The sequence below is a fragment of the Emticicia soli genome (assembly GCF_037860775.1).
Classification (GTDB): Bacteria; Bacteroidota; Bacteroidia; order Cytophagales; family Spirosomataceae; genus Emticicia; species Emticicia soli.
In genome coordinates, this window is the sequence record NZ_JBBEWC010000010.1 from 110,779 (window position 1) to 127,921 (window position 17,143).

14 protein-coding genes are annotated in these 17,143 nt (G+C 40.3%); 3 read left to right on the forward strand and 11 right to left on the reverse strand.

Going from position 1 to position 17,143, the window contains the following annotated elements:
- Positions 1 to 129: 129 nt before the first annotated feature.
- Positions 130 to 1,377, forward strand: coding sequence for a DEAD/DEAH box helicase (locus WAE64_RS17070; RefSeq protein WP_340238649.1), 1,248 nt, complete (start codon positions 130 to 132; stop codon positions 1,375 to 1,377).
- A 65-nt stretch (positions 1,378 to 1,442) separates the two neighbouring features.
- Here the strand turns inward: WAE64_RS17070 and WAE64_RS17075 are convergent, their stop codons facing one another.
- A complete protein-coding gene (locus WAE64_RS17075; protein WP_340238650.1) occupies positions 1,443 to 1,907 on the reverse strand; it encodes a DUF3299 domain-containing protein in 465 nt (154 codons plus the stop codon).
- Positions 1,908 to 2,035: 128 nt separating this feature from the next.
- Here WAE64_RS17075 and WAE64_RS17080 point away from each other — a divergent pair, with 128 nt between their 5' ends.
- Both WAE64_RS17080 and WAE64_RS17085 read left to right on the forward strand, forming a co-directional pair.
- Positions 2,036 to 2,395, forward strand: a complete 360-nt coding sequence (locus WAE64_RS17080) for a hypothetical protein (RefSeq protein ID WP_340238652.1) — start codon at positions 2,036 to 2,038, stop codon at positions 2,393 to 2,395.
- A 4-nt stretch (positions 2,396 to 2,399) separates the two neighbouring features.
- Positions 2,400 to 2,849, forward strand: a complete 450-nt coding sequence (locus WAE64_RS17085) for a hypothetical protein (RefSeq protein WP_340238654.1) — start codon at positions 2,400 to 2,402, stop codon at positions 2,847 to 2,849.
- Positions 2,850 to 2,859: 10 nt separating this feature from the next.
- Here WAE64_RS17085 and WAE64_RS17090 read toward each other — a convergent pair whose 3' ends face one another.
- The 10 genes from WAE64_RS17090 to WAE64_RS17135 form a co-directional block, all read right to left on the reverse strand.
- Complete coding sequence (locus tag WAE64_RS17090; RefSeq protein ID WP_340238656.1) at positions 2,860 to 4,533, reverse strand: hypothetical protein; 1,674 nt, start codon at positions 4,531 to 4,533, stop codon at positions 2,860 to 2,862.
- A gap of 34 nt (positions 4,534 to 4,567) precedes the next feature.
- On the reverse strand, positions 4,568 to 6,796 hold the full coding sequence (locus tag WAE64_RS17095; RefSeq protein WP_340238658.1) for a hypothetical protein: 2,229 nt from the start codon (positions 6,794 to 6,796) through the stop codon (positions 4,568 to 4,570).
- Entirely contained in the window at positions 6,793 to 8,016 is a 1,224-nt protein-coding gene (locus WAE64_RS17100; RefSeq protein ID WP_340238659.1) for a BatA domain-containing protein, read from the reverse strand. The genes WAE64_RS17095 and WAE64_RS17100 overlap by 4 nt, the downstream gene beginning before the upstream one ends.
- A 2-nt stretch (positions 8,017 to 8,018) precedes the next feature.
- Positions 8,019 to 8,879, reverse strand: coding sequence for a DUF58 domain-containing protein (locus WAE64_RS17105; RefSeq protein WP_340238661.1), 861 nt, complete (start codon positions 8,877 to 8,879; stop codon positions 8,019 to 8,021).
- A gap of 5 nt (positions 8,880 to 8,884) precedes the next feature.
- The gene (locus WAE64_RS17110) at positions 8,885 to 9,862 is read right to left on the reverse strand and encodes an AAA family ATPase (protein ID WP_340238662.1); all 978 of its coding nucleotides are present in this window, start codon (positions 9,860 to 9,862) and stop codon (positions 8,885 to 8,887) included.
- Positions 9,863 to 9,865: 3 nt separating this feature from the next.
- A complete protein-coding gene (locus WAE64_RS17115; RefSeq protein ID WP_340238664.1) occupies positions 9,866 to 10,480 on the reverse strand; it encodes a DUF4159 domain-containing protein in 615 nt (204 codons plus the stop codon).
- 129 nt (positions 10,481 to 10,609) lie between these two features.
- Positions 10,610 to 11,947: a TldD/PmbA family protein gene (locus WAE64_RS17120; RefSeq protein WP_340238665.1), complete on the reverse strand. Its 1,338-nt coding sequence runs from the start codon at positions 11,945 to 11,947 to the stop codon at positions 10,610 to 10,612.
- A gap of 134 nt (positions 11,948 to 12,081) precedes the next feature.
- Positions 12,082 to 13,722, reverse strand: a complete 1,641-nt coding sequence (locus tag WAE64_RS17125) for a TldD/PmbA family protein (RefSeq protein ID WP_340238666.1) — start codon at positions 13,720 to 13,722, stop codon at positions 12,082 to 12,084.
- A 320-nt stretch (positions 13,723 to 14,042) separates the two neighbouring features.
- On the reverse strand, positions 14,043 to 15,359 hold the full coding sequence (locus tag WAE64_RS17130) for a TldD/PmbA family protein (RefSeq protein ID WP_340238667.1): 1,317 nt from the start codon (positions 15,357 to 15,359) through the stop codon (positions 14,043 to 14,045).
- 29 nt (positions 15,360 to 15,388) lie between these two features.
- Positions 15,389 to 17,035 (reverse strand): TldD/PmbA family protein, encoded by a 1,647-nt coding sequence (locus WAE64_RS17135; RefSeq protein ID WP_340238669.1) that lies wholly within the window; start codon positions 17,033 to 17,035, stop codon positions 15,389 to 15,391.
- Positions 17,036 to 17,143 lie beyond the last annotated feature (108 nt).

Here is a 17,143-nt window from a genome sequence, read left to right on the forward strand (position 1 = left end):
AATATACTTCTTAGCGAGTTGCTAAAGCAAATAAAAATGTATAGAATAGCTGAAATATAGGCTATTCTATACATTTTTCGTTTCTAAACGCTATATTTACATTTTATCAAACTGTAATCTTAGCTAAACTTGCAATTTAACGAACTTAATCTACACGAAAACCTATTGGCCGGCGTAGATGCCATGAATTTTATCCAGACGTCTCCTGTACAAGAATTAACCATTCCTATTATTCTTGCAGGCAAAGACCTTATCGCCTCTGCACAAACCGGCACAGGCAAAACAGCTGCTTATCTTATTCCATTACTCGATCAGGTAATTCGTACTAAAAGCAACCATACATCTGCCTTGGTGCTTGTGCCTACACGTGAGCTTGCCAAGCAGATTGATGAACAAATTGAGGGATTCAGCTATTTTGTTGATGCTACAAGCATTGCTATCTATGGTGGGGGTAAAGGGGAAGATTGGGATCAACAGCGTAAAGCACTGGTTCAGGGAGCCGATATAATCATCGCTACACCGGGGCGCTTGATGGCACACATGAAATCGGGAGAAGTGAAGTTTGACCAAATTAAATGCCTTGTGCTTGACGAAGCCGATAAAATGCTTGACATGGGTTTTGCCGATGATATTCTTTTTATATTGAAGCATTTGCCCGCCAAACGCCAAAACTTGATGTTTTCGGCTACAATGCCTAAAAAAATAAGAGATTTTGCTAATAAAATTCTTCGTAATCCTGAGGAGGTAAAGCTGGCAACTTCTAAACCTGCTGAGGGAATAGACCAACAGTTTTATCTGGCCAACGACATGCAAAAAGTTCCGTTGCTGGCACATCTGCTAAAAGATACGAATGTGGAGTCGGTGATTATATTTTCGTCACAGAAAATGATGATTGATAAAATCATAAGAGCACTGACAAAATTGAAGTGGGATGCCAGAGGAATATCATCAGACAGTACACAGCAAGAGCGAGAGAATGTATTACGTGATTTTAAAAACAAGCAATACAAGATTCTGGTAGCTACCGATGTACTTTCGAGAGGTATTGATATAAATAACCTGAGCCACGTAATTAATTTTGATGTACCACGCGACGCCGAAGATTATATTCATCGAATCGGACGCACAGCGAGGGCTGAAACCACAGGTACTGCCATAACTTTTATTAATGAAAAAGATCAATACCGCATTGCTAATATAGAGAGACTATTGGAGAAAGAGGTAGAAAAACAAAATATTACCGAAAGCCTCGGACTAGGCCCAGCACCTGAATATAAAGTGAGTAGCCCAAAAACAAGGTTTAAGAAACCTTCGAATAACAAAAATAAATCGAAGCGTAGGAATTTTCGGCCTGCCCGTAAACCTTCCGAAGGTTAAATAAAGAGACCTTAAGCATAGCCATACAAAGCCTGTATGGCTGTGCTTGTTTTAGTTTCTGTTAATCAGTGTTTTCTTACAGGCTCAGTATCCTGCAAAATATAGTTTAGTTCTTCAATATTATCGGCATTTAGTTTCAAAGTGCCTTTTACTGTCCATACTTCGTCGGTCGCAAATCTGCGAGGTTTCTTCATTTTAAGCTGAATAATCGACTCCGGCCCTGAGCCGCCACAAAAAAAGCAAGCGGCCATAGGGTACGCCGATAAAACAAAAACGTTCTCTGCCGGGTCAACCGGAATCATGTAGCCTCTTATTTCTACCTCTTTGCTTTCTAAAGCTTTTACCTTATCGCCAAACTCAGGATAAAGCACATACATACTCACTTGTTTATTGAATCGTTTCTTAAACTTCACATCTTTTAAATCGTTCCAGACGATTTTATGAGGCGTTACTTGCCACGAGAAACTTAGGCAACTGCAAAGAATTATAAGGCTGATACTAAACGAACGGATATAGATTGATGGCTTCATGATAAATATATTTATGCAACAATGTTGCAAATTTAATTATTGAATTTTATTTTTGCATCATAGTTGCGTAAAAAATCTATAAACTTTGTAGCGCTGTAAAATCTGCTTCGTACTTAATTGATTGTATTATGACCAAAGTATTGTTAGGATTTCAAGTCTTTACGTCTTCTCTCATTCATTTGCTCTGTTGTGGGTTGCCTTTATTGATTAGCATAGGCGGTGGTTTAGGTGTTTTTATGGCTATACAAGCCTATACACCTGTGCTTTTTGTGGTTCAACTCATAGTTTTTGGACTCACTTTTTACCAATTGTATAAGCCTGCTATTGGGCTAAAGAAAGGTATCAGAAAGCAACGTGCGGTATTCTGGGTTATTTCAGTAGTATCTATAGCCCTATTCTTTTACCCACCTGTTCACTGGTTTAAATCAGAAGAAACTCAATTGAAGCAGGCTCAAATGGAACGCTTTTTTAAACATAAAACCCGTTAAAATCATGAAGAAAATACGAATGCTAGCCGCCGGGATTGCTGTAATGGCTTGTTCGTCGAAAACACCAAAAGATAATCCGGTGTTGGTAGAAGCTAATCAGGTACATTTGGAAGCAGAAGCCATACAAGAGAAAATAGAACCTGAAATTGAGAAGATTGATAGTTTAAAGAATTTATTAGCAGTAAGAAAAACAGCAAAGGCTGATTCGTTGGTAAATGATTTAAGTAAACTAAATGCCGATTTTGAGGACTGGGAGAAAAATTTCTTTGCAGTGCCCGGTTTTGAGCATACCCACGAAGAAGGGCACGAACACCATAATCATGACCATACACCTGCGCCCGAATTACCTGCCGATAAAATGCTGGAAGTGCAGAAAGAAATTAAAGCCAATATTGAAAGTATTGAAGCTCGGCTAAATAACTTGTTAGCGCAAATACAAGAGGCTTTGAAATAGCTAGCAGATTTTAAAAATTGAGTTTGGGCTCTAACCAAAGAGCTATTAAACCCAATATGATGAGTGCAAACCATAGCCAATCAGGTAGGGTAGCGCTTATTGTTTGGGCGGTGCTAAGGGTACTGACGGCCTCGAAACGCTGATGTGCCCTTAGTGTTTCTTGTATTGTTTCGCTTTGTTGAAGGGTGCTATTTTTTTCTTCTATAAAAATAGAGAGAGAATCCTGAAAAGATTGCCAGCCTGTTTTTCTGAAAATATAGCTGGCCGAAAAAGAAAGCGGGTTAACCGCCGATTGCAAAAGCTGTGTAGTATCGTTGGCTATTGTAAGTGTATTGGCAACCGTAGAAAGATTATTCAATACAATCGGAGTTTGGGTATTTGCAAAAACAGGTGCTTGTACAATGACGTTGTCTTGCGATGGTGGGTTTAATTGCTGAAACACATTAGCCCAGATACGGGAATAGCCCAGACTATCGCCACTAAGTTTGAGTGGAAAGGTTTCGTTGAGTAGGCTTAAACCTACCTTCCCGACTTTTTTCTGAATTGCGATTGGGTAAGAGCCAAGCGATTTCTGATTAATATTTTCTTCAAAACTATAAGGTAAAGCAGTGAGGTTGTCACTGACAGACACCGATTGCTCATTTGAAGTCTTTTTCACACGCCAGTTTGTTCCTAATGCCTGATTAATATTCTTAATGTCTTGCTCAGGCGCAGCACTATTGATAAACAATACACTTTTACCGTCTGCCACAGCCTTTTTTACTAAAGCATGGTTGGCATTGCTAGGGTCACTTATTACTATATCGGCAATAAAGCCTTTTGCCTGGGTACTTTTATTGATAGAAATTTTGCTTTGTGCATCTTTGGCAATGGTAGTGATGATTTCGACCTTATGGCCATTTTTTCCAAGCCATTCTGAGAGGTTTTTACTCTCAAAATCAGGGTTTTCTAGTATAAACAGTACATTAAAGCTTTGTGGTGCACGGCTATAGAAATGTATATCATGCAAAGGTTCGTTTGCCAATGTAAGCACTGCCTCGGTACGGCCGACAGAAAAAGCCGGAAAACTAAGACGAAAGGCGTTTAAGCCTTTTTGCAATTGCAGGCTATCAAGGGTTTTGTTAGCATATTTTAAGTTAAGTGTCTGGGGTTCATCAACGCTTATTTTACCACTCACTTCTTGCATTTCTCCTTGGCGCACAATGCTTTTCCATTGTAAATTCTGTAGTTGATTATTGCCAAAATAAGGTAGCCAAACTAAATTTTTCTGGCTCAATTGGCTGATAGTTTTAGCACTAAAATTTTGCCCTAAGAGATAAATATTACCAAGTTTATCAATCAAATGCGGGTTTTTAGTAATTAATCGGTTGAAATCAGCATTGCTGAATGATTCGCTGATATGAAGGCTATCTTGTAGTTTTTGTATATAGGTTTTCGGTACATTATTATCGGTCAATAATATCTTATTGGTATCACTGGTATATTTCCATTCGGGCTGAAAAGCAAACAGAATAAGCAGTATCCATACAAAAATATTTAAGCCTGTGCGTATCCAAAGGCGTTTTCGGGTAAGAGATTTGTCTTTTAGCAATAGCCATAGTTGTATTATGAGTACTACACCCAAACACGCATAAAGTAGCCAGTTTGATTGAAAAATAGATAGTATTTGTATTAAAAATGTCATCGATATTATATAACTGTTTGCCGAATAAGCTACATTACTGAATATTTTTCCAGAATGCCTTTTCTAATTTCTTCTCTCCTATGTAAGATTTATTAAGTGTGCCTTTAGGCTGGTTCATGCCTGCAAGCTTATAGAGTTTTGTCTTTAAATCAGCTTTTTCGTCGGTCGATAAATCTTTATCGTTAATCAATTTCTGCAATAAACTTAAGACTGACCAGTCGGCTAATTTGGTATTCATTACTTTGCCGCTCAGGTAGCTTCCAAGCACCAATACCTTTTGTTTTTGTAATCCATTTAGTTTTTGTGCTTCTACTTTTGTATCTATAATACCCAGTACTTCGGCTATTAAGCGAGTTAATTGTTGCTGCGAAAAATTCTTTTCATAACTGAATGCCTCATTAAACTTGTTCAATTCGCCTGTCATGCGTTTTTCTTTTTCTTTGATAGGCGGTGGGTCGAAACTTGTTTTCTTTACAAAGGTCCGGGCTTTTTGTTGAGCTGATTTCAGAAACTCAAGGGCTTTTTTCTCAAAAGGTAAAGCTTTTTCAGGTTCATAAAGGCGCAAGTGCAGTTCTGACTGCCACATTTGTTCGAGCGCCATTTTTAACAAACTACGGGTCGATTGCTCATAGAAAGTATTGGCTTCGCCATCATCGTGCGAGTGCACGTATTCTTTCAGAATAGAAGCCAAAGGGTCTTCATTGTCTGAACCACCTTTTGTTGCTCCGTGGTCATGGTTGTGGCCTTCACTATGAGGCTTTTCGCCATCTTCGTGGTCGTGCTCGCCTTCATCATGGGCATGTACAAAACCTTTAAGTAAATCTCCACCCATCGACGAGCCGTGTGTAGCTTCCTCCGGTATGGCAGCGCCGCCACCAATAGAGTTTTCAAATTCTTCGCCCAGATATTGTCCGTAGCGTAAGCGCAGTGCCTTCTGGTCGAAACCTATTTCGTTAGAGATACTATTAAATTCTTTCTGCGTGATTTTATTTCTTTTGGCAATCAGTTTTTCGGTATCTATAATAATCTGGCGTTGGCTTCTGAAATATTCGGGCAGAATATTCATGGCCATAGTTGCCATTTCGGCTTCCTGAGTTTTAGAAGTATCTTTATAAACAATAAAATAGGTGTCTGATTTGGTATAGTTGGCCTCAGGCTTTTTATTATCAAATGCACCCCAGTAATAATATAATTCATCGCCCGGAGCAAAATTGAGAGCCTTTAGATCGATACTTTTTGAAACCGTTGCCTCCTTGAAATTAGCTTGGCTGATTGGAAATTTTACCTCTCTGAATTTCACGTTCTCGCCCGAACCTCTGGCAACTGTGGCTACAATAAAGGCCTGTGTTACCAGAAAATCGTCTGATATTTTGGCTGAAATCTGTATATTTTTAGGGTCTTTCAGAAAATGAAATTTGTAGAGTTCTTTAGAGGTTGGCTCTATTTTAGGAGCTAAATCGGGTATCGCTTCCAATCGGTAATAGTCTGACTGATAAACCAGCGAATCTTTCCAATAGGCTTTTATGGCATATAAGCCAGAGCCTTGCAAAACATCGCTGTATTCAAAAATCTCACCTGCTTTCTTGAAATTTAGTTCTTCACCTCTGTTGTTACTCAGTTTCACTGCCAGGTTTTGTGTATGGCTAAATTCGAGTTGCCATTTCAGAATAGAACCGCTAATGGCAGAGGCATTCAACTCATTACCAGACTTCACCGGAAGTTTAGTATAAGCAGGAGGGGTAATGATGAGTTGAGCAGAATTAAAAACAGGTGCTTTGGCTACCTGCTCGGCCGTTGGTATATTTTCATTCTGATTAATTGCAAGGGCTGATTGTTTTTGTTTCATAAGCGGATACCCATAATACACAACAAACGATACCAACAATACAACTAAAGGTATCCATATCTGCTTATTAATAACCATCGGAATTTTCTGCCCGCTTAGTTTATCGGCCAACCTCTCCAACTGTAGATGCTCGGCTATATTTGGTTGCGCAACATTAAGCAATTGCAGGCTATATTCGCTATCATCAATTGTTTGATGAATCAATCTTACCGCATCATTCTGTTTATCGGCAAAAAGTTGAGTGAAATAGGCACTTATACTAAAAGCAATCACACTTCCGGTTATTGCTATGGGGAAAGAATGAGTAAAGACAGAAAGCAATAAAAACACAGAAATAGCTATCAGACTACATGTAAGCAAAGCTGTTGCATATAGCTGATAACGTACACCTGATATAATATTTTTAACCTGATTCATGCGTTTTTGCGAATGGCTATGTAACGTTCAATACCAAAAATAACGATAAATGCTAAGAGCAAAGTCTTCGAAAATGCACTTTCTTCGGGAGCTTTATGATGCGCTGCATAAGTAAACAAACTATGTAATTGCTGATAACTCAGCGCTGACATTGAAGGGTTTAGATGATAATATTTTACCAATGTTTCTCCGAGCCATTCGGGCAATTCGCCATTAAAAATATGCTCTGATGTCTGCGGGTTAAAACTGTAAGGAACCCGGATGACATTTTGCTGATAACTTAACTGACTAGCCGAAACCTGATTGGTGTTACTTACAATATAAAAGGTCGATTCGGTAAATGCTTTTGATTGTTGTGGTAGGGTTTTGTCGCAGAAAACCCAATTGTATTTTTTGTCGCCCACAGGCTCAGTATCCATGTTTATAGTTAAGTTATAAACCTCAGCAAGTGCTTTTAATGATGCCGTAATGCTCTGTTTTTCTGCCTTATTCTGGTTTAAAACTAATGCATCAATTGCCTGATTGACAGTAGTATTTTGTATATATTTTCCGTTTTTATCTAATTCGGGTTGACTACTTAATTGATTGGCCGCATTTACAAAAAGTTTAGTATTGGCAAAGGCCAGATAAGGCTTAGGAATTTGTTTCACCGAATCAACAACTGTATGCAAGCTGAAAGGGGCGGGTACATAAATTGTAGGTACTTCTGCCAATGTATGTGTGTTGATTATGTAAAGTTCTAGCTGTGTTTTGTCTACTGTCTGCGAAAGTTTATTCAAACACGATTGCAGTATTAATGGATTAAAGTCTTCTGTTGAGGGGATGCTGTTAATATCATTAATTGGGCTAGGAGTAGGCTGAATCCAATAAAGTTTTTCGCCTTTTTTTAGTGCTTCTTCTAACTCAAATTTGAAGTTGTTGACAATAAGGCTATTTGCTTGAACCAAATGTATTTTTTGCGTAGATGTTTGTGCGCCAAGCCAGTTTACTAGAGGTTTACTCAGAAAAAAACAAAGCAATAAAATCAATAAGCATCTGAGCAAGAGCAATAGAATATTGTCTAACCGAATACCCCTTGATTGTTGCAGGTTTTTTTCGATTAGCCATTGTGTAGCTGCCCATTCTAGTACTTTACCTTTTTTCTGATGCCAGAAATGGAGTATAATCGGTATGGCAACGGCCAGACCACCCCAAAGCATCAGCGGATTTAACAATTCCATGCTTACAGTTTCCTTTTCTTTAATGACTCTGCAATAACCCTTGCAATAGGCTCATTGAGTGTTATTCTTATTAAATTTACGTTGGGTATTCGCAGCGCAACTTCCAGATTATTGAGGTAGTCGGATATAGCCGTTTTAAAACCATCTTTGATTGCCTCGGCTTGTAATTCAACTTCTTTTTGCGTTTCTAAGTCTTTGAAACGATAAAAGCCTTTCAAGTCGAAGTTGAGTTCGTCTTCTCCTAACACCTGAAAAATTACGATTTCACGCCTTGGATTGGCTATATTGTGAATCAATTTTAGCCATTCGTCGTCGGCCTGTAAAAAATCAGATGCAATAACTATCAGCTCTTTTTGTTTTTGCTGAAACTCAGGAAATTTCGGGTTGCTGTTGCGCCATTGTCCACTAGCCTCGGCTTTTTCGAGCGAATATAAAATGCGTTGAAAAGATTGCTTGCCCGAGGGTACAAGGGTTTGTAAATCTCCGTTTTGGAGTGTGTACAAACTCATCTGGTCGCTTTGTCGATAGCCTAAATAGGCCAATGATGCTAACAGAATTTTGCAGTATTGTAGTCGGCTAACGGCTTTTTCCTGATAGTTCATAGAGCCGGAAAGGTCTAACACAAATCTGATATGCAAGTTACTTTCAGTAGCCGACTCCCGAACCAGATGCTTTTGTGTGCGGGCATAGAGCTTCCAGTCAATTCTTTTGGGGTCATCGCCCGGTTCGTAGTGTCTGTATTGTTCAAATTCTGTTCCGATACCCGAACGCTTGCTTCCGTGGATTCCCAGCATTACTTCTTCACTAACTAATCGACCAGCCAGTTGCAGATTATTTAATTTAATAAGTTCGGTAGTGAGCATCAGATTTATTTTTTCAACAATTCCCCAATCACATTATCGGTGGTGATGTTTTCGGCTTCTGCACGGAAATTCAAGGCAATTCTATGGCGTAAAACCGGATATGCCAAGGTTTCAATGTCTTCTGGAATCACCGAGAAGCGTTCGTTTAATACGGCTCTTGCTTTTGAGCATAGAATCAAGGCTTGTCCTGCACGTGGGCCTGCACCCCAGTCGCACCATTGTTTTACAAACGAAGAGTTTGTATTAGCTGGGCGAGTATTACGCACCAACTGATTTACTCTGATAATCAGTTCGTCGCTGATGTGTACTTGTCTTGTAAGTTTTTGCAGGTCAAGAATCTCATTATCGGTCAAAACCGTTTGCAGGGTTTGTTTACGGCTACCTGTTGTATTTTTTAATACATTAAGTTCTTCTTGTTCTGACGGATACCCCAATTTGATATAAAGCAAAAAACGGTCGAGCTGGGCTTCTGGTAACGGATATGTACCAGCTTGCTCAATAGGGTTTTGGGTAGCAATAATCAGAAAGGGTAGGGGCAGGTTGTAGTTAGTACCTGCATAAGTAACCTTATACTCTTGCATGGCCTCTAGTAATGCCGCCTGTGTTTTAGGAGGCGTGCGATTAATTTCGTCAGCCAGAACGATATTTGCAAAAATAGGGCCTTGGTTAAATTTAAAAAACTTTTTGCCCGTTTCGTGGTCTTCTTCCAGAATCTCGGTGCCAATAATGTCGCCCGGCATTAGGTCGGGTGTAAACTGTACACGTTTAAATTTCATGTCGAGTGCCTCCGACATGGTTTTTACCATCAATGTTTTGGCGAGCCCGGGTACACCTTCCAATAAACAATGCCCACCAGCAAGTAAACTAATCAGAATTTCGTTGATTGCCTCTTCCTGCCCTACAATAACTTTACTGATTTCTTTTTTTAAGCTTGGTAGCTTTGATACCAGTGATTTATAGTGATTAAGCGTTTGTGTTTCCAATGTTTAAACAGTTAATGCGTAATTAATGATATTTACCCCAAATTTGGTGTTGTCTTCGGCTAACCACCGTTTGTTTCTGAAATCATAGTCCCACTCGCAGCCGTAATCTTTGTTGCTATATAGCACCCCTATTCTTCCGTTAATTTCAACGGCTTTCAGGTAATCATGCACGAGGTCGTCGCCCCAACCGTTCAGTTCGAAACTTGTAGTAGGTGGGCCATCAAAATGGAAGAAAGAATGATAAAGAGGGTGAGTATTGGGTATTTTCTGTAATGCTTTTGCACCAAAAGTACGAGCCATTTCTTGCTCAAAAGATTTAGCAAAGAGTCCGTCAATATCGTGGTTGCAATCGTCAACAAAAACAAAACCTCCGTTTTCAACATATTTGCGAAAATGGTCTCTTTCCTGACTCGAAAACTCTACTAATTTGTGCCCACTCAGGTAGCAAAACGGGCTTCTGAATATATCGTTACTACTCAACAATACAATCTTTTCCTTTTCGTCGATAGGTATGGTAGTATACTCCACCAGCGAATTGAGAATATTGGAAGGCATACGTTGGTCTGTATCCCAATCCCCCGAAGTGTATTGAATCCGAGTGAAGACGAAAGGTTTCAAATTTGATGAAGTGTTAATTTTCAATTTTTCTTTGATATGTTAGGAGAATGGAGAATGGAACATGGAAAAAGGAAATTGTCATAAGAAAATTCTTTTCCGTGTTCCTTCCTCCATTCTCCTTTATCCTATTTATACCGCATCTGAAAGTGATGAGAATGTAAATTCTCTGATTTTCATTGGAGGTACAATATAATTCTGGTTTGATTCTGTGCTTACAACACGTTCTGGTTTGCCCAGCGTTTCGAGGTTGTTTAGCATAATAATCGGACTTTCGTTGAAACGGAAGTTTTTGATTGGGTGTTTTATCTTTCCGTCTTCAATATAGAAAGTTCCGTCGCGTGTTAGTCCCGTTTGCAACAATGTTTGCGGGTCAACCGAGCGGATGTACCATAGTTTTGTAACTAAAATACCTCGCTTGGTACTTCTAATCATGTCTTCGAGCGTAGCGGTGCCACCTTCCATAATCATGTTATTCGGGAATGGAACAGCCGGTACACCTTTTTTCTGTGCCCAGAATCTTGAGTACGAAAGATTTTTTACTACACCTTTTTCTACCCAGAATGTTTTCTTCTGCGGACGGCCATCGCCTGACCATGACGCTGCTGGTAACTCAGGGTGTTGAGGGTCTGAGTAAAAAGTTACTCTTTCGTCAACTATTTTTTCGCCGATTTTAGTTTTACCTCCGGGCTTACTCATCGAAGAGCGACCTTCGTCGGCACTACGGGCATCCATATCAAAATACAGGTTTTCTAAAAGCACAACCGCAGCGGTAGGTTCGAGGATAACTGTGTATTTACCCGGTTCTAAAGCCTTTGCACCAACTGAACCAACTGATTTCTGAATAGCTATTTTGGTAGCAAGGGCAGTATCCAGTTTATTAACATCGCTATAGCCACGAGCTACATAACCCGAGCCTGTGCCGTCTTGTGTGCGCACAGTAAGCGAGAAATTAACGTTTGTGTCAAGAAAATAAGCAAACAAACCCTTTGAGTTCATCATGGCATTGAAACCCTTGTGGTCTTCCAGAAAGCCTGCTGCTACAAGGTTTTGCTCTCTTGATAATTTAAGACTTTTGTCTACGGCATCGGCACGGGTATCAGGGTTAATTTTGGCGGTAGAGTCATAATAACCACTTGATTTTATGTACTCTTGTGGCCCTAAAAGACCTACATACTCAGGGTTTTCAGGGGCTAGTTGTGCCAGTTCTTCTGAGCGACGTACTACTTTTTCTATAGCTTCATCGCTAAATTCATCAATAGTAGCAACACCTACTTTTTTACCATAGGCCGATTGCACTTGTAGGTTCTGATTGATTAAAGCACCACTCGTTGATACTTCATTACGGGCATAGCGTATGTTTCCACGTATTTCGCCCAGCAGATTTACTTCACATTCATCTGCTTTTGAGTAGCTTAATACCTTTTTTAACAAGGCCTTAGCTTCTGCTTCATTTAATATAACAGACATTTGATTTTCAGATTTTAAGGTTTGATTGAAGGGATTGGTAAAAGGTTAATGGAACAAGGTTAGCGGAACAAGGATTCAATTTTTAGTTTGACATCCCTTTTTCCATTCTTCTTTCTCCTTTCTCCAACACAGAACTAGATTTTACGAGCTGTATTAATGACATTTACTCCATTAAAACGAGCTGTAGAGCTACCATGCGAAACCGCACTTGATTGCGAAGGTTGCCCTTTGCCATCGAAGAACGAACCTCCTAAACGGTAATCTCTTTCGTCGCAAATCTGTACACACGAGTTCCAGAACTCTTGTGTGTTAGATTGATACGCCACATCTTTTAACATACCTTCAATCTTGCCATCTTTAATTTCATAATACAATTGTCCGCCAAACTGGAAGTTGTAGCGTTGTTGGTCAATTGAGAACGAACCATCGCCAATAATATATATACCTTTTTTTACATCTTTAATCAATTCATCAACCGAAAGCGGAGCTTTACCCGGAGCCAACGAAACGTTAGCCATACGTTGGAATTGTACTGATGACCAGCTATCGGCATAGCAACAGCCATGCGATTCTTTTTCGCCAATGATATGGGCCTGGTCTCTGATAGCCTGATAATTTACCAACGTACCATCTTTTACTAAATCCCAGCGTTTGGTTTGTACACCTTCGTCGTCCCAACCTACAGCACCTAGTGATCCTACTTGCGTTTTATCGGCAAATAAGTTTACCTCTTTGCTACCGTAATTGAAATTCTTGCTTTGCCATTTGTCTAGCGTTGCAAAAGATGTACCTGCAAAGTTAGCTTCGTAGCCTAACACACGGTCAAGTTCAAGCGGGTGACCAACCGACTCGTGGATAGTAAGCCATAAGTGCGATGGGTCAAGTACTAAATCATATTTACCTGCTTCTACAGATTTGGCTGTAAGTTTTTCTTTGGCTTGTCTGGCAGCTGCGGTTACGTCTTCAAGCATATCGTAACCTTTGTTGTAGCGGGTTGTGATACCTGTAACTTTATCAGAAGGATTTGCCTGTAGGTACTCATAACCCATACCAACCGGAGCGCTCAATGCTTGGCGTGTTTCAAATTTTCCGGTTTTAGGGTCAATGGCTGTTACTGATGCAATAGGCCAGATACGGTGAACGTCTTGGTCGATGTATGAGCCATCAGACGAAGCAAAATATTTTTGCTCATTTACCATAAATAATACCGAGTTAACGTAGTTGGCGCCGTTTTTCAAAGCAGCATCGTTAACACTCAGCAATAAATCTACTTTTTCTTTAATAGGTACCTCAAAGGCATTTTTTGTAATTGGGGCTTTCCAGCTAACTTCGCCAAAGCCTTTTTGTGGAGCCAATTGTACTGGCTCTTTCATCAATTTAGCATTAGCTTTTGCAATCGCTACCGCTTCTTCAGCAGCTCGGGCTGTATCAGCTTCGCTTTTTGCATCTACTACTGCGGCAAATCCCCAGCAACCATTGGCAATTACACGCACACCTACACCATAAGATTCGGTGTTAACGATGTTTTGCACTTTGTCTTCACGGGTAACAACAAATTGGTTAAGGTAGCGGCCGATACGAATGTCGGTATAAGTAGCACCTTTGGCTTTAGCTGCATTGAGGGCAGCATCAGCCAAACGTTTTTTTAGTGCAACATCAATGCCTCCGTCTAAAAGGGCTTCTTGCGACACAGCGTTGCCTACAATCGGAATATTGGGCAACATCATTGCGCCAAATCCCATACCAGATAATTGGATAAAGTCTCTTCTTTTCAAAGCTTTTTCAGTTTTTAATTTTGTGAATGAAAGAATGTTTACCTGAGTTATAAAAGTAAGAATTATTACTTACTTAATACTAACCCAGTACGGGGGATTTTGATGAATGGCCTAAAAAACGGCTAAATGGCCTGTTAAAATATGTTAAATAGGAGTGTTTGAAGAAAACCCCACCCCGACCCTCCCCAACCGTGGGGAGGGAGCAAAAAACTCTTTATTTTAGTTCATAGCATCCATAAAAATGTAAATGAATCTTAAAAGGAAGGGATTTTTAATCCCCTCCCCATTGTTGGGGAGGGTTAGGGTGGGGTTAATATATCTTAAACCGCATCAGAAAGTGATGAGAATGTAAAATCTCTGATTTTCAATGGTGGAATCATGTTGCCATTGATACGCACAGGTGCACCCATCGCTTCAAGGTTGTTGAGCATAATAACCGGACTCTCGTTGAAACGGAAGTTTTTAACAGGAAACTTGATTTTTCCGTTTTCGATATAGAAAGTTCCGTCACGTGTAAGACCCGTATACAGCAATGTTTGAGGGTCAACGGCACGGATATACCAGAAACGCGTTACAAGAATACCCTTGTCTGTACCTTTAATCAAATCGGCTAATGACTCAGTACCGCCCTGCATCAAGAACCCCTGTGGTGGAGGTACAGCCTTTACACCTTTTTTATCGGCCCAGAATCTCGAATACGTTAGGTTTTTAACCACGCCATTTTCAATCCATGAGATTTTTTCTTGCGGACGACCATCGCCTGAGAAACCAGATGTTGGTGTGTCGGCATTGGTAGGGTCAGAATAAATGTTTACTCTTTCGTCAAATAGTTTTTCTCCTAAACGTACACCACCACCTTTTTTGCTCAAGAAACTTCTGCCTTCATCTGCATTACGTGCATCAAGGCTGCGCATCATGTTTTGCAATAAATCTACTCCGGCAGCTGGTTCTAAGATAACCGTGTATTTACCCGGCTCTAGTGCTTGTGCCGAAACCGATGCCATCGCTTTTTGCATGGCTACTTCGGTAGCAGATTTAGTGCTTAGTTTCGATACATCATTGAAGTCTTTAATGGCATAGCCTGAGCCCAGGCCGTCGGCCGTACGAACTGTAATAGAGAAATCGACCGATGTAGATTTGTTATAGCCAAACAAGCCTTTGCTATTACCAATTGCAAAAAAGCCTGTTGTATCTTCAAGATAACCTGCAGCTACCAAATTCTTTTTAGAACAAGGATCGATACTGTCGAAAGCTGCTTTTGCTCTGAATGCAGGATCGATATTAGCCGTGCTTTGGGCAAAAGTATTTGACTCTATGTAGGTTTGTGGCCCTAGCATAGGCATATACTCAGGGTTCTCGGGAGCTAGCTTTGCGATTTCTTCAGCTCTGCGAACTGTTTTTTCTAAAGAAGCATCATCAAACTCATTGATAGTTGATGTACCCGAGCGTTTGCCGTAAACTGCCGTAACTGCCAACGACAAATCGGTTGATTCGCCACTGGTAGAAACCGTATTACGTGCATAACGAATATTTCCGGTGCGGCGGCCTGTGATACCAACGCTCATTTCGTCTGCTTTTGAGAATGCTAAAACCTTGTCGATTATTTTTTTAGCTTCTTCTTTTGTTAATATAGCCATTTGTTAATATTCTTTTGTTGATGCGTATGTTAACCAATTTTTCTGCCTGTATTAATGACATTTACACCATTAAAACGAGTAGTAGAACTACCATGCGAAACCGCACTTACCTGCGACGGTTGGCCTTTGCCATCAAAGAACGAACCGAACGTGCGGTAGTCGTCTTTGTCACATATCTGTGCACATGAGTTCCAGAACTCCTGTGTGTTCGATTGGTAAGCTACGTCGTCGAGCATTCCAGCTATTTCACCATTTTTGATTTCATAAAATAGCTGACCGCCAAATTGGAAGTTATAACGTTGCTGGTCAATAGAATAAGAACCACGGCCAATAATGTAGATACCTTTCTCAACGCCCTTAATCATATCCATCACATTAAGCTTTTCTGTGCCCGGGCGAAGCGATACGTTTGGCATACGCTGAAACTGTACAGAATTCCAGTTATCGGCATAGCAACAACCATGTGACTCTTTTTCTCCAAGAATATTCACTTGGTCTCTGATAGCCTGATAGTTTACCAGAATCCCATCTTTTATCAAGTCCCATTCTTTACAAGGTACGCCTTCGTCGTCGTATCCTACGGTACCCAAAGTATGTGGCTGTGTTTTATCTGCAACAATATTTACAAGTTTGCTACCATAATTAAAGTTCTTGGTTTTCCATTTATCAAGGGTAGCAAAGCTGGTTCCGGCGTAGTTGGCTTCATAACCTAATACACGGTCAAGCTCAAGTGGGTGACCAACCGACTCGTGGATAGTTAAACCTAAGTGGTTAGGGTCTAGCACAAGATCGTATTTGCCAGGTTGTACCGATTTGGCTGTAAGTTTTTCTTTGGCTTGTTTAGCGGCATTGATAGCATCTTCTACCATATCGTAAGAATTACGGTAGCCTACCAATCCGTTTGGTCCGGCGATTTTCTCGCTTGCTAAACCATCAAGGTATTCATAGCCCATACCCATTGGCGAGCTGATAGCATCACGAGTTTTGAATTTACCCGCTTGTTTGTCTACGGCTGTTACCGTAAAAGTAGGCCAGATACGGTGTACATCCTGGTCGATGTATGAACCATCAGACGAAGCAAAGTATTTTTGCTCGTTTACAAAAAACATGTTAGACGTAACAAAACCGGCACCATTTTTCATGGCCTCGCTGTTTACGTTCATCAATAGGTCGATTTTCTGTTGAACCGGGATTTCAAAAGCATTTTTCTGGATTGGGGTTTTCCAGGTAACTTCGCCTACACCCTTTTGTGGTGCCAAAATAACAGGCTCGGTTTGTATTTTTGCATTGGCTTTTGCAATGGCAACGGCTGTTTCGGCACATTTGGCAATACCTGTATTGCTTACGTCGCTGGTAGCAGCAAAGCCCCACGTTCCGTTGGCTATTACTCTTATACCCACACCATAAGACTCAGCATTAACGATATTCTGCACTTTGTTTTCACGCGTGAAGAGGTATTGCTGTAAATAGCGGCCAATACGCACATCGGTATAAGTAGCTCCTTTTGCTTTAGCTGCGTTTAGTGCAACATCGGCCATTTTCTTTTTGGTAGCGGCGTCAGCCCCGGGCTCGAGTAGATGTTCAACAGGAACTATGTTACCTAAAACAGGTATGGTTGAACCCATCATAGCCCCCAGACCCATACCCGACAATTGGATAAAATCCCGTCTTTTCATAATTGGGTGAGTAATTGAAGTTTGAAAGATGAAATACTAATATCGTAAAAATGATAAAAAACTATATACTTCGCAATCTTTAGCCTAAAATTCCCCCAAATTGGGTGA

Bases quoted from the DNA above. Each gene is read 5' to 3' on its own strand.
- WAE64_RS17075 (WP_340238650.1), bottom strand. From the start codon at position 1,907: ATGAAGCCATCAATCTATATCCGTTCGTTTAGTATCAGCCTTATAATT.
- WAE64_RS17080 (WP_340238652.1), top strand. From the start codon at position 2,036: ATGACCAAAGTATTGTTAGGATTTCAAGTCTTTACGTCTTCTCTCATT.
- WAE64_RS17085 (WP_340238654.1), top strand. From the start codon at position 2,400: ATGAAGAAAATACGAATGCTAGCCGCCGGGATTGCTGTAATGGCTTGT.
- WAE64_RS17090 (WP_340238656.1), bottom strand. From the start codon at position 4,533: ATGACATTTTTAATACAAATACTATCTATTTTTCAATCAAACTGGCTA.
- WAE64_RS17095 (WP_340238658.1), bottom strand. From the start codon at position 6,796: ATGAATCAGGTTAAAAATATTATATCAGGTGTACGTTATCAGCTATAT.
- WAE64_RS17100 (WP_340238659.1), bottom strand. From the start codon at position 8,016: ATGGAATTGTTAAATCCGCTGATGCTTTGGGGTGGTCTGGCCGTTGCC.
- WAE64_RS17105 (WP_340238661.1), bottom strand. From the start codon at position 8,879: ATGCTCACTACCGAACTTATTAAATTAAATAATCTGCAACTGGCTGGT.
- WAE64_RS17120 (WP_340238665.1), bottom strand. From the start codon at position 11,947: ATGTCTGTTATATTAAATGAAGCAGAAGCTAAGGCCTTGTTAAAAAAG.
- WAE64_RS17130 (WP_340238667.1), bottom strand. From the start codon at position 15,359: ATGGCTATATTAACAAAAGAAGAAGCTAAAAAAATAATCGACAAGGTT.
- WAE64_RS17135 (WP_340238669.1), bottom strand. From the start codon at position 17,035: ATGAAAAGACGGGATTTTATCCAATTGTCGGGTATGGGTCTGGGGGCT.